14 protein-coding genes are annotated in these 14,382 nt (G+C 49.3%); 6 read left to right on the top strand and 8 right to left on the bottom strand.

The window, feature by feature from the left end; all coding sequences use genetic code 11:
• Positions 1 to 98: 98 nt before the first annotated feature.
• From AAHB90_RS07000 to AAHB90_RS06990, 3 genes are all read left to right on the top strand, one after another.
• On the top strand, positions 99 to 650 hold the full coding sequence (locus AAHB90_RS07000; RefSeq protein WP_342084220.1) for a hypothetical protein: 552 nt from the start codon (positions 99 to 101) through the stop codon (positions 648 to 650).
• A 110-nt stretch (positions 651 to 760) separates the two neighbouring features.
• Positions 761 to 1,687, top strand: coding sequence for a hypothetical protein (locus AAHB90_RS06995; RefSeq protein ID WP_342084219.1), 927 nt, complete (start codon positions 761 to 763; stop codon positions 1,685 to 1,687).
• An 18-nt stretch (positions 1,688 to 1,705) separates the two neighbouring features.
• Positions 1,706 to 3,268, top strand: coding sequence for a phosphatase PAP2 family protein (locus tag AAHB90_RS06990; RefSeq protein ID WP_342084218.1), 1,563 nt, complete (start codon positions 1,706 to 1,708; stop codon positions 3,266 to 3,268).
• A gap of 68 nt (positions 3,269 to 3,336) precedes the next feature.
• Here the strand turns inward: AAHB90_RS06990 and AAHB90_RS06985 are convergent, their stop codons facing one another.
• The 7 genes from AAHB90_RS06985 to AAHB90_RS06955 all read right to left on the bottom strand — a co-directional run bounded on the left by AAHB90_RS06985 (position 3,337) and on the right by AAHB90_RS06955 (position 10,896).
• The gene (locus AAHB90_RS06985; protein WP_342084217.1) at positions 3,337 to 3,825 is read right to left on the bottom strand and encodes a YdeI/OmpD-associated family protein; all 489 of its coding nucleotides are present in this window, start codon (positions 3,823 to 3,825) and stop codon (positions 3,337 to 3,339) included.
• Positions 3,825 to 4,181, bottom strand: coding sequence for a TfoX/Sxy family protein (locus AAHB90_RS06980; protein WP_342084216.1), 357 nt, complete (start codon positions 4,179 to 4,181; stop codon positions 3,825 to 3,827). The genes AAHB90_RS06985 and AAHB90_RS06980 overlap by 1 nt, the downstream gene beginning before the upstream one ends.
• A 4-nt stretch (positions 4,182 to 4,185) precedes the next feature.
• Positions 4,186 to 6,348 carry a xanthine dehydrogenase family protein molybdopterin-binding subunit gene (locus tag AAHB90_RS06975; RefSeq protein ID WP_342084215.1) on the bottom strand — a complete coding sequence of 721 codons (2,163 nt, stop codon included), beginning with the start codon at positions 6,346 to 6,348 and terminating at the stop codon, positions 4,186 to 4,188.
• 32 nt (positions 6,349 to 6,380) lie between these two features.
• Positions 6,381 to 6,872 (bottom strand): (2Fe-2S)-binding protein, encoded by a 492-nt coding sequence (locus AAHB90_RS06970; RefSeq protein ID WP_342084214.1) that lies wholly within the window; start codon positions 6,870 to 6,872, stop codon positions 6,381 to 6,383.
• A 92-nt stretch (positions 6,873 to 6,964) separates the two neighbouring features.
• Positions 6,965 to 7,477, bottom strand: coding sequence for a DinB family protein (locus tag AAHB90_RS06965; RefSeq protein ID WP_342084213.1), 513 nt, complete (start codon positions 7,475 to 7,477; stop codon positions 6,965 to 6,967).
• 281 nt (positions 7,478 to 7,758) lie between these two features.
• The gene (locus AAHB90_RS06960) at positions 7,759 to 9,639 is read right to left on the bottom strand and encodes a YjbH domain-containing protein (protein WP_342084212.1); all 1,881 of its coding nucleotides are present in this window, start codon (positions 9,637 to 9,639) and stop codon (positions 7,759 to 7,761) included.
• Between the two features lie 843 nt (positions 9,640 to 10,482).
• On the bottom strand, positions 10,483 to 10,896 hold the full coding sequence (locus AAHB90_RS06955; protein ID WP_342084211.1) for a DUF3052 domain-containing protein: 414 nt from the start codon (positions 10,894 to 10,896) through the stop codon (positions 10,483 to 10,485).
• 149 nt (positions 10,897 to 11,045) lie between these two features.
• On the opposite strand from AAHB90_RS06955, the gene AAHB90_RS06950 reads away from it, so the two are divergent.
• From AAHB90_RS06950 to AAHB90_RS06940, 3 genes are read left to right on the top strand one after another with little or no spacing between them, the layout of a single operon-like run.
• Positions 11,046 to 12,272, top strand: a complete 1,227-nt coding sequence (locus tag AAHB90_RS06950) for a DUF819 family protein (protein WP_342084210.1) — start codon at positions 11,046 to 11,048, stop codon at positions 12,270 to 12,272.
• Between the two features lie 12 nt (positions 12,273 to 12,284).
• A complete protein-coding gene (locus AAHB90_RS06945; RefSeq protein WP_342084209.1) occupies positions 12,285 to 12,977 on the top strand; it encodes a molybdopterin-dependent oxidoreductase in 693 nt (230 codons plus the stop codon).
• Between the two features lie 18 nt (positions 12,978 to 12,995).
• Positions 12,996 to 13,808 (top strand): helix-turn-helix domain-containing protein, encoded by an 813-nt coding sequence (locus tag AAHB90_RS06940; RefSeq protein WP_342084208.1) that lies wholly within the window; start codon positions 12,996 to 12,998, stop codon positions 13,806 to 13,808.
• Positions 13,809 to 13,878: 70 nt separating this feature from the next.
• On the opposite strand, the gene AAHB90_RS06935 is transcribed toward AAHB90_RS06940, so the two are convergent.
• Positions 13,879 to 14,379, bottom strand: coding sequence for a GNAT family N-acetyltransferase (locus AAHB90_RS06935; RefSeq protein ID WP_342084207.1), 501 nt, complete (start codon positions 14,377 to 14,379; stop codon positions 13,879 to 13,881).
• Between the last annotated feature and the right edge of the window lie 3 nt (positions 14,380 to 14,382).

The following is a 14,382-nucleotide window of genomic DNA, read 5'->3' as shown; positions in this document are numbered from 1 at the left end:
ACTACATATTGCAGTAAATGAGCTTGTTAATCTTAAAGCAGGCATTTGCTTATATACAGTTAAAATGATTACATTTGGTTATAAATCCTCTTTAAGAATTGAGAAGACTTGCGTCGATAGGCTTACTTGCATTGCTGCTCTACAACATGTTTGGGCTTAGCTTTGCTGTTCTTTTTTTTGAAAAAGACTATCAGATTGCAGCTTCTGACAAGCCTGGACAGCGATTGGTGATGAAAATGTTTCTTCCATCGCTCCCCTATTCGGGCAATGTGGAAATCACTGAAAACATCGAAGGACTGGTTCGTCAAGACGGGCAGTTTTACAATCCTACCCACATTCTCCACCAGGACGACACATTGTATGTAACGCTTCAGTCCAATGAAGCGGCGCGGGATCATTTTTTTGAGCTCGCCAATGCCATCCAGGTTCTCAACGACACACAGACTGATGTTCCAAAGAGCCCTTACGGCAAGGCCATGGAACAGTTGAGCAGTCTTTTGAAAATTTACATTCCCAATATCCAGAAACTGCCCGTCTACGCAGAAAGCATTACAGACGAAATACAGCCTTCGGCCTGCAACCATTTCATGGTAGTTCATTACCTCTCACACCAAACGTCGCTGGCATCTCCGCCGCCCGAACGCTGCTAGGCTCTTTTTTGATTCATAACACGTTGCCATCAGCCATGCTGATAGGTTAAGTGCTATGCAACACTCTTCGCACGCTTTATAAAGTGCACTATCCTATTAATTTATAATCTATGATACGTTCTTTACACCCAAAAGGGCTGCGCCTGCTCGGCATATTGCTGGCAGTGGCCGGCTCTCTCTCCTCCGCATACGCGCAGATGCCTAATGACGCCATTTATATGGGCAAAAAAACCGCCTGTCTTGCAGTCTCCTACACGCACAGCTCATGGGACCAGTACTGGGAAAACTCGCTGAAACGCGAAAACCTCAACATCGGCACGCATACGACGCAAAGCGTAATGCCTATGCTGGCCGTAGGTATTACCAAAGATTTCAACGCCATCGTGGCTTTGCCCTACGTCTGGACGCAGGCCAGTACAGGTAATCTCAGATGGCAGAAAGGGGTTCAGGATGCTTCCCTTTGGCTTAAATACCGCTTTTTGAACAAATCAGGCTTCTCCCTACACGCCATCGGAGGCGCCTCGCTTCCGGCCTCCGATTATATTCCCGACTTCCTGCCGATGTCCATCGGTCTTCAATGCAAAACGGCCACCGCCCGGCTTCTTGCCAGCTACCGCCACAAGAGCGGTATTTACCTGACTGCCTCCGGCTCCTACATTTTCCGAAGCAAAATCACCATCGACCGCGATTCCTATCAAGCCGGCGACAAATTATATAATACCAGCAAAGTATCCGTTCCGAATGCCTATGACGCTTCGGCAAGATTGGGCTATCTTAAAAAAGCCATCCAGGCCGAAGCGTTCGTAGAGTATGGCGCCTGTGATGGAGGCGATAACATTCGCCGCAATGACATGCCCTTCCCGACCAACAATATGAAATCGACCGTAGTTGGGGTTTATGCCAAATTTCAGCCTAAAAACATCGGTGTCAATGCGCGCGCCGCGCATGTGATCGACGGGCAGAACGTTGGTCAGAGCACCTCCTTTACGCTGGGAGTGCTTTACCAATTTCGTTACGCCAAAGAAGCTAAAAACTAATATCTCTGACAGAAACAAATGAAAATCAATTATATCTCCCTCCGGCAATCACTCACCCGGCTTGCCATGCCCGCTATGGCGGTGATGTTGCTGTGGTCCTGTTCGAAGACGGTAGACGAACCGACCGCAGGTATCAATACTCCTTCCAGCCTGGATGAAAAAGCGGGGACCTGGAAGCCTTATGTACTCGCCTCATCCGGTGAAATCGCTGTTGCCGAACCCAAGGAAGCAACCTCGGCTGAATACAAAGCAGAGCTGCAAAAATTAAAACAAGCGACAGAGGCGGTTACCCCGCAGCAACGTGATCAAATCAACTATTGGGGAGCTGGGGCCGTTTACCGCTGGAACGAAATAGCGCGTGAACTAGCTGCGCGCTATAATACCCCTCCTGCCTCCAATGCAGAAGGGAAATATCCCGTCCCCGACGCTGCCAACCCATTGAAAGACCCCAAATTTCCGTTCGCCAACCCGCCTTACACGGCACGCGCGCTGGCATACCTGAGCGTAGCACAATATGACGCGCTGGTGGCGGCATGGAATTACAAGTTCAAATACAGCCGCAAGGCTCCGTCTAAAAACGACGCTTCCATCAAAACGCTGCTTCCCGTCAGCGAGCTTCCCTCGTATCCCTCCGAAGATGCAGTGGTTGCCGAAGTTTCCTGTGTTATTCTCAAAGCGATGTTTCCCGGCGAAGTACCGTATCTGGACGCCAAACTGGCAGAACATAAGCAAAGCAGAATATCGGCAGGAATGAATGTGGAAAGCGATATCCTGGCTGGTTCGGATCTGGGCAAAGCAGTTGGCTCAAAAATCATGGCCCGAGCCAAAACAGACAAAATGGGAGCTGCTAACAACCAGGCACAAACTGCCGCCATGATCGCAAATGCGCGCAAAATAGGCGTTACCGAACCATGGGTAAGCCAGGAATTCCCACCTCGCCCGCCGATGCTACCTACCTATGGCTTTGTAAAAACCTGGAATTTTGACTCGGCCACAGTAGTTGCGCTTCGCCCTGAGGCACCTCCGGTGATCGGAAGCCCGGCCTACCAGAAAGACCTGAACGAACTGCTCGATATCGCCAAGAACCAAACCCGCGAGCAAGCCCGGATCGCCAGCTTCTGGTCTGACGGCGTTGGCAGCTATACCCCGCCCGGCCACTGGCACAGAAAAGGCGCACAATTATGCCACGAAAACAAATACAGCGAGGTGCGTACTGCCCGTACGCTGGCGTTGTTGGGAACGACTATGCAAGATGCTGGAATTTGCTGCTGGGATGTGAAGTATTACTACTACTACCCGCGTCCAAACCAAATGAGCAGCAAAATTAAAACCTCTGTGGGATTGCCTAACTTCCCTTCCTACACCTCGGGGCACTCCACATTCTCTGGCGCAGCTGCCGAAGTGCTGGCGCACATCTTCCCAGACAAAAAGAAGGAAGTTGATGATATGGCTTCCGAAGCATCGGTATCGCGGATCTATGGTCTGATTCACTACCGCTTCGACTGTGAAGTAGGCCTGGCAACCGGCCATAAGATAGGGGGCTACGCTGTTCAGAGAGCTAAAACAGACGGCGCTGAATAATCCATCGATTGAAAGTAAAAATCCCTATCCATCAATCTGGGTAGGGATTTTTGGCTGCGTGTATTCGTCTAAATTGGCTGATCACCAGTAAGGCGCCTGCCCTCCAGCAGCATATCGATCATTTTTGCGATACGCAAGACCTTGGTTTCGTCCTTTTTGGCGGAGTAGACCCAATCCCGGTATTCTTTTTGGGCGCCTTCACTGAGCTTGATAAAGTTTGTGTAAGCTTTGGGCTCGTCTTTAAGGCAATCGATGAGCTCCTGGGGAATATTTAAAGCGGAATCATCGGCATAGAGCTCGACAGTCACCCAATCTCCCTCTTTTTTTCTTATTTTCTTTCGAATTTCAGCCTTAACCGGAAGGAAAAGTTGCCCGGTCCCCATCGGCATCAGATTATAGCCCAACAGCTCATAATCATCGATGCGTCCTTTGACTTTCACCATTCCGAACTTACGCTTGGCGTTTTGCGGGATTTCGGAGATAACTACGTAGGTCCAGCCGCCCTTTCCAGGAAACTTTTCTAACTGGTATTTTCTACTGACCAACAACTCCTGCATTACTTCTTCTTTTTGGAAGACTTGGCCACTTTATTAAATTCCAGGCATTTAACCACCCAAGAATCAAAAGCCTCCCGGGAAGCATAACCCTGCGGACTTACGTACACATAGCCTTTCGCCACCCGACCGTTCATGATCATTGGCTCGACGCCGGCCATTTCAAGGGCAGCATCATACACATCGGGGCCGATCCGGCATAGTAATACGTCGTTTCTAACGCAGATGCATAACTTATCGTCGACCATAAAAGCCAACCCCTGGAAGAGGGTTTTCTCCTCCACCAGGTGCTGGGCAGCCAGGGGGTGATTGGCCAAAGCTTCACGGATACGGTCAGCTATTCGCTCTTCATAGGCCATCGTCTCAGGCAATATTGTTTATATCAAATGGCAGTTTTCTAAGCCGCTTACCGGTCGCTGCGAAAATCGCATTACCCAATGCAGGCGCAACTGGCGGCAGCCCCGGCTCTCCCACTCCGCCAGGCACAGCGCCACTATCGACAATGTGGATTTCCATAGCCGGAGCTTCGTTGATGCGCATAATATTGAATTGGTGGTAATTGCTCTGATCACAAATGCCATTGGTGAATGTAATACCATCCTTGATAGCGGCGGTGATACCCATGACGATGTTACCCTCAGTTTGCGCCTTGACATTGTCTGGATTTACATAATAACCGCAGTCGATCACCGAGACTACTTTGTCAATTTTCACCCCCGAATCCTTTTTAGATACGGTGATGCAGCAGGCCGAAATACTGCCGAACGATTTGAAGACTGCGATTCCCTTGCCGCTGCCCGCCGGAAGCTTCTCCTCCCAATTTGCCTTTTCGGCCAGCGTTTCAAGCACTTTTTTGAAGCGCTCGTCGGGCAGGATTTCAAGACGTGCTTTCAACGGGTCCTTTTTTGCCAGATGCGCCAGCTCATCGACGAAGCATTCCTGGCCCCAACCGAAGTTGGAGGCATATACCGAGCGCCACCAAACCACGGGAATGTCTGTTTTGACGTTCGTCCAGCTAACTTTTGATGCGGTCGCAAACTGGTATTTGTTATTTCCCGTACTGATCTCTTCGCTAAGCCAGGGGTCTGCCTCATCGTCTTTGAGGCCTTTGAAAACCTGCCCCACAATCGATTCACCAACGGCGTGATGATGAAACCCGGTGATCTTGCCGTCTTCCACAAATCCTTGCATGTGGCTGAGCATTCCCGGCCGGTAAGGACCTTGGGTAATGTCATCTTCTCGCGTCCAAATCACTTTCACGGGCTTTTTCAATTCCCTTGAAATATGGCAGGCCTCCAGAAGGAAGTCATGATATGCTTTACGCCCGAATGCACCGCCGAGCAATGTCACGTTGATTTTGACCTGCTCGGGTTTGACCTTCAAATACCCGCAAACGTCCCGCAATGCCCAGTCAGGCCCTTGAATAGGTGCCCATATTTCGACCGAACCATCGTCTTTTACGTGCACGACCGCATTCTCGGGCTCAATAGGCGCATGGGCAAGGAACGGCGTCTCATAATGCGATTCGAGCTTATCCTTGGCAGTGGCATATTTTGCGCTGAAATCGCCTTTTTCCTCAAAATTCACCCCTTCTTTTTTGGCCGCCTCGTAAGTGGCGGCAAAGTAGCTGGCAGTATCAACAGTTTTGGCATAATTACCATTATCCCAATTAACCTTCAAAGCCCGTTTACCTTTTAAGGCCGCCCACCAGTTGGTGGCAACCACCGCAACAGCGTCCGAGGTACGGTGCGGCATTGTACGCTCGGTTTTAAGCACCTGCAAAACGCCCTTTACCTTTTTTGTCTCTGCATCATCGATCGAGGCTACCTTGCCGTGGATCATCGGGGAATGCACGATTGCGGCATATACCATTCCTGGCACATCGACGTCCAGACCGTAAACAGCCTTACCTGTCACACGCTCGGGCACATCCAGGCGCTTATTATACTTTCCAATGATCTTAAAATCTTTTGGATCTTTCAGCTTGGGTTCTTTCGGAATTTCAAGCTTGGAGGCATCATCGGCCAGTTCTCCGTATGAAAGGCTTTTGCCGCTTGCCTTATGCCAAATTTTACCGTCCTCGGCCGTGCATTCGGATGCGGGCAAATTCCATCTTTTGGCTGCGGCGCTTGTGAGCATTTCCCGCGCTGCCGCACCCGCTTTCCGAATCGGCATCCACAGTTCACGGACCGAGCTGCTTCCGCCCGAGGTCTGGCTGCCGTACTTGCCCATACCATCACTTTGCACGATCAGTACTTTTTCCAGGCTCACTTCTAGCTCTTCGGCAAGCAGCGACGGCACGGCTTGTGTTGAGCCCTGGCCCATATCCGGGCGCGGGTTCACAAGGGTAATAGTACCTGCCGTATCGATGATGATGAACGGGTTGATTTCCAGCTTCAATACCGCGGCGGCTATTTTTTTCAGGCTGGCATCCTTGGTGAAGCCCGAAATGCCAACGGCAAGCCCGAGCGAAGTAAATCCTGCGGCTTTCAGAAAGTCACGCCGCGATGTTTGTATATTTTCCAATGTTTTCTGGGGCTAAGGTTGATGAACTGGCATTAGCGCTGACCGATTCCTTTTTCGGTGACCTTCATTTGCTCGGAAGCGCGGTGAATGGCCTTTCTGATCCGGTCATAGGTTCCGCAGCGGCAAAGGTTTCCGCTCATTGCCGCGTCTATATCCGCATCGGTCGGGTTGGGGTTGGATTTGAGCAATGCAGCCGCCGACATGATTTGTCCCGACTGGCAGTAACCGCATTGCGGTACCTGTTCTTCTATCCAGGCTTTCTGGATAATGTTCATTTTGCTCTCCCCGATGCCTTCGATCGTGGTAATCTTATCATTTTTTCCGACACTGGAAACCGGTGTCTGGCACGCGCGGGCGGGCTGACCGTTAAGGTGGATCGTGCAGGCTCCGCAGAGCGCCATTCCGCAACCGAACTTGGTACCCTTCAAATCGGCAAAGTCGCGTATTACCCAAAGCAGCGGCATATCGGGTTCCACATCGACTTTGACCTTTTTACCATTCAATGATAAATTGTATACAGCCATGGTGATCAGTGATGAAGAATTAATGAGAGTGGTGAATAATCCTGTAAAATATTGCAAAATCCCTGACTTTTACAAAAAGTCGTGCAGCTAGATCAGGCTTTTAAAAAAATAAGCTGCCCCAGATGATAAGCCTCGTGATTTGTCCTGTTAATCAATATATTAAGCTTATTCCGGTGCGGTTCCCGCGCAAAATCCTCATCGGATATCGCGTTATGCTTTTTGAACCATTCCTCAGCCCCGAGCTCTGCGAAATAGCCCGACAAAACCTGGTTGAGATTCGCCCATTGGGCTCTCAGCTCCGATACGGGTGGGATCTGGTCGAATGTGTGGTCAGGATTTTTGACAAAAAGCTCATCGAGTTCCGGGTAAAGGCGCTCACCCAGGCCCAGCAGCGAGATCATTCCGTCGTTAACGGCTATCAAATGACCCAGCAAGTAAACTGCCCGGTTTTTCCCTTCGGCCACAGGCTGCGATAAACGTTGGTCTGATATTTTCGACAGCCAGCCATTCAGGCGCTGATTTTGCAGCTCCCAGTTGGATACAACCATTTTGACAAATAACTCCCTGCTTTCTTTTAGGGCGGTAGCTTCATGCTGCATGTTCATGGTGAAGATTTTGGATGATTGGTGGTTAGAAAAACGGATTGGCTCCGTTTCCGACAACAACATCTGCGCCGCCAAGGATCACTGTTTAGGGTATTTATTTTTCAACCGGTAAGCATAACCGACGCCCTACCGGTATTTAACCCTGATTGCCAGCTTGAAGCCGTCTCGCATTCACCCTATCAACACTTCGCCACCGGGCGCCGGCGCAGCCTGAAAGAATAAGATCGCCTTTTAACCAAAAATCGCCTCCTGTATTGAAAATCGATTCGGAAGCGATTACATCATGGTCGTTGCCTGTTGAGGTAGTCGGTGTGATATTGTCGCAGTTTCTGGTCGAGCTGATAGCCGGTGCGGTAGCGCTCGCCTATCCTAAAACCGCGCGTGTAGCTGTATTCCCAGCGGAACTCGTCAGTGGTCCGCAACCGGATTTTTTTACCCTGGGCAATCTTTCCCGGCGGAATCGGAACCGCAAAATTAAATCCAGCGGTAGTGCCGTTGTTGGTTTTCATCACATACAAACCAACCTCCACGTTCGTAAACTGACGTATCAGGTCTAATCGTCCGCCCTCGTCCCCAGCAAGGTATCTTCCACCGGAAACTTTCAGTGTCAAGTCCGGCCGGGAAAGCCGGTAGGCCGCATCGGCAACCAGCAGCAAGTGGTCCATCTTTTCGTAATAAATGCCTTTTCTTGTATAATAATATAAACCGGTAAGTCCTCCTTCCAAACCAAAAGACCACGGACCGCTAAGATCGTGGTGGCGATATTGGATATTAGCCCCATATTGATCGTTGTAGAAGTAGCCCGCCGAAGCGCTAATGAAGTGTTTACCAATGGCAAGGAACTGATTCAAAAAAACCGGCGCGGGACGAATAATCTTAGGGCGGTCATCCATATCATTGGTGATCGGGAAGAGCACCCCTGCATTCAAAGCCATTCCCTTCCAAAGATAGAACTGCGTTTGTAACAGGAGACTTGTATTGCTTTGCAAGGTTTTTTCGCGGTATCCGAAATTGGCAGCAAATACGGGTTGCAGCCAAAAATCCAGCTTGTATTTTTTTAGCAAAAAGCCTGGCGCGCTGATTTCATTTTTCATCAACGGCCGGTAGCTGATCCGTTTATCCATCCGATATGCGCCCAGCGGCACGCCCTGGAACATCGGCACTAATTCTCTGGCGCCAGAATCCGGTAAGGCGGCCTGAATTTGAAGCATTCCCGCATAAGGATTGCGGTAAATCCGCTGCTCGTAGGATACCTTGCGCGCAGTTGAATCGACGGTCAGATTTTCAAAGTTGTTCAGCAGCCTGGAGCGCTCCTCAGCCGGCATTTGTACGCTCTTTTTGGGATCCTGATAGTTGCGGAGCCGTTTGGGAAGCGTGAGCATATTAACCGCATATGATGTTCCGAAGGTAATCTGGTCGAAATTGAGAATACCCGCCTGAACGGTCCAGCGTCTGAACAGAGTAGCATAAAGTCCGGTGTTGAAATGCTGGCTGTCCCACTCGGCCATTAAACCAAACTTGTTCTCGAAACGTAGTGCGAAACCTCCAAATGGACCCGAAAGATACCGGTAAGCTAAATTCTTCTTTTTGATAATTTCCAGGTTATCAAAAATATCATAGTTGCTCTTCTCGGATTCGTCACGCTGGATATAGACAGGGCTTCCAAACCCCGCAGTTAGATCCGCGTGCAGCCTGGTGCCTAGGTGAAGTGTTTTGCTTGCCACCACAGCATTGGTAGATAGCGAGTTATCAATCCCGAAAGGGGCTGAGAGCACAATTGCCACAGAAGGGCGCTTAGCCGTCTCCTTCAACAGTAAATACTTGATGTCAAGTTGCCGGTCACCAATCCCTTTTTGCCCCTTCTTTATTTCATTGTTGATTCGGAGCAGGTTGACATTGATTTCAAGTCTGGGCAGTAAAGTCAGATTGGCAAAATAAATGCCTTCTGAATTCCGACGGTTGAACCTGAACCCATAACGAATCGGATTAAAATGGTAACCGAACTGGAATGCTCCGTCCTGGGTCATCTGAGCAGAAGGGATATAAATCAGACCGGGCTTTCCAGAAATGTTGGTTTGTGCGTGTAAATGGAAGCTCATGCAAAGAGCGAGCAGAAAGGGAACCCACATATTTCCCCTTTGTCCTTTTAAAAATTGAATCATTCGATCTAGTAATTAAATATCTGCAAATGGAATTGAGCGGCTTCTGGTCGCCGGCCTGTTGCCTTAAAGGTCTACAAGAAAACTCACCGAAGAAGGTGCTCGCAATCTGTCTGTCTTCATACGATCTAGGACTAGTAAAGGTATTTGGCGTACTCTGATGTTGGCTTGAATCGGGCATAGTACTACTAAGTCAAATAGCCTGTAAAGCTTGACTATTGAATAATTACCAGACATAATCTTTCAGGCGCTTTGACTGCAAGAGAATCCAACTTTGCCCCGGAATACAGACGACGTCTAAGCAAACGCTTGTATGTTTGCTTTCATCTCACACAGCAACCAGATCGCTTATTGGCTACGATCAAAGCGGCACATGTCCTTGCCGAATTGCAAAAGTCCTTTTTGTCCTTACCAGCAAGAAGAGAGTGAAGCGTTTCCGTAAGAGGTGCCTGTAAAATTGAATGGCTAATAAGCAGGCTACTTTTAGTCGGATGCCCACAACCGGGTTTCAGGGAAACCAGGGACAGACTTGCCCCTGGCAGGAGGTTTTGATAACAATTCTCCATAATGCTAACGTTGAGTAGGTTATTTTTGGGACGCGGCTCCGTTTACGACAGCGGATTTGGTACACTTGTAGACATTATTTCACCAAACAATCCTGTACTGTAAAATAAAATCTACAACAAGTTTAAAAGATTCGATCCCGATTTCAAAACAAAAATATCTCTACAACAAAATAACACTTTGAATTTCAAGCAATTAAACTTGCTCTAAAACGAATATCAAAATTAGTTCTTTCAAAAATCATATATAGGTAGCCCCGATCACTTTCAGTCATTCTGGGTTTTACCGGTCTTTAACCCTGATCACCAGCTTCAAACCTGACCAAACAGCATCTACCGCACAGACCTTCACATCCACAAGACTAAGGGATAGCGCCAGGTCCCGGATCACATCCTCGGTCACATCCGTGGGGACTTTTGAGGCTTTCTTGGGCCAGGAAACCCAGATCATTCCTTTTGAAGCAATTTGAGTTCTTAGCGCTGGCAACTCTGTGGCAAGCTGGGATGCTTGCCGGGTAAAAAAATGGATTAAATCCGCGCCCTGGACAGGCTCTTCAAAGAATTCGGTGTCCGCCGGCAACGGTTCAAGCCAATCAAAATAATGCGCAGGTGGGTTGATCAGCCGGATTTTGAAACCGGGTTTAATTCCAAGTTTCTTGCTGAGTGCGGTATTTGAATAGCCGGCTTGTGTGCTCATCACGGAATGGATATAATCTGGTGCGGTGAAGTTACAAAATCAGAGGCCCGCGACAAACACCAGCCGGCAGGCAAGTGGTAAGAATACGTTTTTGGCACTTTTAAGCTATTTTTACCATTCACCTTTCCCTGATCTTGATTTTCTGACGCATGATTACCAACGACGCCGTAGTGCTCGGACTTTTGATGCTGATACTTGCCGGCATTTTTTACACGGCTGCTCAGCCTGGTTGGAAACGGTTTTACACCGTAATCCCTCCCTTGCTGCTTTGCTATTTTATACCAGGGCTGCTCAATTCATTTGGGATTATCCAAGGCACAACCTCGCAGCTCTACCCGGTCGTCTCCAAATATTTCCTGCCCGCTTGTTTGGTGCTCTTCACTGTCGGAATGGATTGGAAATCGCTCGCGCGCCTAGGACCGAAAGCTCTGGCAGCGATGCTGATAGGAACAGCCGGCATTATGATCGGCGGGCCGGTTGCGCTCTGGATTGTCGGCGCCGTCAGCCCTTCAACCGTGGCGGGCGAAGGGGCTGACGCGGTTTGGCGGGGACTTGCGACAATAGCTGGCAGCTGGATCGGCGGCGGGGCTAACCAGACGGCCTTGCGCGAGGTCTTCCAACCCAGTGATGCGCTCTTCTCTCAAATGGTAGCTGTGGACGTGCTCATTGCCGAGCTGTGGATGGCTGCACTGATTTATGGCGCAGGCATTGCCTCACGCATGGATGCATTGCTGGGTGCCGATAGCCGAGCGGTGCAGGAAGTGAAAGAGCACCTGGATTCGGACCAAAAGGCCCATGAGCAAAACCCGATGCTGCGCGATTACATTTTCCTGGCCGCTGCAGGCTTTGGCGCTACCGGGCTTGCACACGGATTAGCGGAAATCATCACGCCTTATCTTGCCAAAAACTATCCTGCGCTTGAAAAATACAGCCTCACTTCCAACTTCTTCTGGGTTATCAGCATTGCAACATTAATAGGCATTCTGCTCTCGCTTACGCCAGTGCGCAGGCTGGAATATTATGGTGCGTCCAGGCTGGGATCACTGTTCCTGTATGTGCTGGTGGCTACCATTGGAATGCAAATGGACCTGGGAGCGGTGGCGGGCAACCCTGGCCTGTTCGCCATTGGTTTAATATGGATCTCGATTCACGGAATTATCCTTATTATCGCTTGCAAATGGCTTAAAATTCCCTTCTTCTTTCTGGCCGTCGGTAGTCAGGCAAATGTTGGCGGCTCTGCTTCCGCTTCTGTGGTAGCGGCTGCATTTCATCCCTCGCTGGCACCTGTCGGAGTACTGCTGGCAATTTTAGGCTACGCCATCGGAACTTATGGGGGGTATTTGACTGCTTTAATGATGCAATGGATCAGCACCTAACTATCGATTCAGATGGAAGAAAATAGTAAACTAGATAAAATTATCGAAGCGCGGATGAAATTGAAGGCCCGCTTCGAGCTGCAAATGGCCCAAACACCTTCCGTTGCTGATGCCCGCCCGATGGGAAGTGGTTCGCCTAACCGCCACGGGATGCCAAAACTGCCTGTGGGACAGATCAAGACTATCAAATGGCCGGTTCTCGATCTAGGCTTTAAACCCGATGTGCCGCTCAGCAAATGGAAGCTCATTGTCGACGGCGAGGTGGAATCGCCTGTCACCCTAAGCTGGGAGGATTTTATGGCATTGCCTCAAACCAACGACGTGAGCGATTTTCACTGCGTTACCACCTGGTCACGCATGGATATACCATGGGTAGGCGTTCGCCTGGCTGACATTGCCGCGCTTGTCATGCCCAAACCGACTGCCACTCATGTGCTTTGTCATGGTTACGACAAATACACGACCAATCTTTCACTTCAGGAAGCCTTGAAAGAAGATGTGTTGCTGGTGCATACCGCCGACGGCAAGCCGCTCGAACGAGACCACGGTGGCCCGGTGCGCATGATCACCCCGCAACTCTACGCATGGAAAGGAAGCAAATGGATCAGCCGTATCGAATTTTTGCCCCAAAACCAGCTCGGATTTTGGGAGCTCAGAGGATATTCCAACACGGCATACCCCTGGCGTAACGACCGGTATAGCTAAAACCAATCAGAAACGGCAATGCAGGACCGTCACCAAGACTATTGCGAGCATCGCATACACGCACCGGCAGAATTCGCAGGCGTCATAACCTACTTCTACTGGGCACTCAACGGGACAGGCGACGATATTAATAAGATACTGGTTCCCAGCTTTCAGACCATTATGGTGTTCAGCTTCGGATCCCCGGTCAGATTTAAGGCCGGGGCAGATTCTCTTCCGCTGGATCAATGCCTGGTACTGGGCCCGATTAAACGACCCGTCGAATACACCTTACCGGCAGGTGCGGACCTGTTAGTCATCAACTTCAAAGATGATGCATTTTACCGCTTTTTCGGACCGGCTCTAATGTCCGGAATGATCGCTGCGCACCCTGATCAGCTTTTGCAGCAGAATTGTTTTACTCAGCTATGGCTTAGCCTGAAAGATGAAACCTTGGAGATGCGCACAGAGCTGATCCTGGACTTTTGCAGGCCATACCTGAAATGCCGGGAGGTTTCCTTCCAGGATATATCCAAAGAAGCATCCAATTACCGCGTGATCAACCCTGTCAAGGCGGTCGCACAAAAAACCGGACAAAGCCTGCGCAATGTGCAATTAAACCACAAAAAGTACCTAGGCTATACAGCCAAGGAAAGAGGGCGGTATGAAAGGTTTTTGAAAGCTATGCTTTTATTGCAAAACCAGGCCGCCAAAGTAGACTGGCTTGAAGTGGTCGAGGCATGCGGCTACTACGACCAAAGCCAGCTTATCCACGATTTCAAGCACTATCTCGGCCTTAGCCCGGGTCGCTACGTAAAATTTCAGGCCGAAGTCTGCCGGGTTGATGTATGAATTGATTGATGTCGATTTCTCAATACAAAGCAGATCAGCTCGCTTTTATGATCCCTCAATATGTAAGAAATCACGTTAAAAATTTTTGTAGCCATACCAGATCAAAATGCCGGCCCTTCTTAAAACCAATTCTCTCAAACCTGCCGCATTCCTTGTATCCCAACGCCCTGTGAAAGTCCAGGCTGGCTTTGTTTTCCGACGAAATGTTGACCAAAATGTTTGATATACTTAATACCCTGAGCTCCCTTTCCAGTATTTTGTAGAGTTGGCTTCCAATTCCATTTCTGGTAAAACCTTCTTTTAACCAATATGTCAGTTTAACTGTTTCCGAAAAGGTGCTTTCCGGTCTGAATTGATAGGCATACCCGAATCCGATTAGCTCTTTGCCACTCAGCACTACATATTTCGGAAGCATATTCTCCCCATTGAGCATATCCAGGATACTGTCCCTCGTTAAAGGCGTCTCAGAAAAGTACGAAGTTGAATTAGCGACATAATAATTGATAATGTCTAAAATGTCATCTGCATCGGCTATGGTCATCAGCCTGAATGAAATATTTTCCGGATTCAAAGT

It is taken from the genome of Dyadobacter sp. OTU695 (assembly GCF_038440355.1).
Taxonomy (GTDB): Bacteria; Bacteroidota; Bacteroidia; order Cytophagales; family Spirosomataceae; genus Dyadobacter.
The sequence above is the reverse complement of the archived record's forward strand: the minus strand, read 5'-3'. Positions and strand labels throughout refer to the sequence as shown.

Coding starts and splice junctions, on each gene's coding strand:
- AAHB90_RS06965 (WP_342084213.1), bottom strand. CDS start 7,477: ATGAACATGCAGCATGAAGCTACCGCCCTAAAAGAAAGCAGGGAGTTA.
- AAHB90_RS06945 (WP_342084209.1), top strand. CDS start 12,285: ATGGAAGAAAATAGTAAACTAGATAAAATTATCGAAGCGCGGATGAAA.
- AAHB90_RS06985 (WP_342084217.1), bottom strand. CDS start 3,825: ATGCAGGAGTTGTTGGTCAGTAGAAAATACCAGTTAGAAAAGTTTCCT.
- AAHB90_RS06980 (WP_342084216.1), bottom strand. CDS start 4,181: ATGGCCTATGAAGAGCGAATAGCTGACCGTATCCGTGAAGCTTTGGCC.
- AAHB90_RS06940 (WP_342084208.1), top strand. CDS start 12,996: ATGCAGGACCGTCACCAAGACTATTGCGAGCATCGCATACACGCACCG.
- AAHB90_RS06950 (WP_342084210.1), top strand. CDS start 11,046: ATGATTACCAACGACGCCGTAGTGCTCGGACTTTTGATGCTGATACTT.
- AAHB90_RS06995 (WP_342084219.1), top strand. CDS start 761: ATGATACGTTCTTTACACCCAAAAGGGCTGCGCCTGCTCGGCATATTG.
- AAHB90_RS06960 (WP_342084212.1), bottom strand. CDS start 9,639: ATGATTCAATTTTTAAAAGGACAAAGGGGAAATATGTGGGTTCCCTTT.
- AAHB90_RS06970 (WP_342084214.1), bottom strand. CDS start 6,872: ATGGCTGTATACAATTTATCATTGAATGGTAAAAAGGTCAAAGTCGAT.
- AAHB90_RS06955 (WP_342084211.1), bottom strand. CDS start 10,896: ATGAGCACACAAGCCGGCTATTCAAATACCGCACTCAGCAAGAAACTT.
- AAHB90_RS06990 (WP_342084218.1), top strand. CDS start 1,706: ATGAAAATCAATTATATCTCCCTCCGGCAATCACTCACCCGGCTTGCC.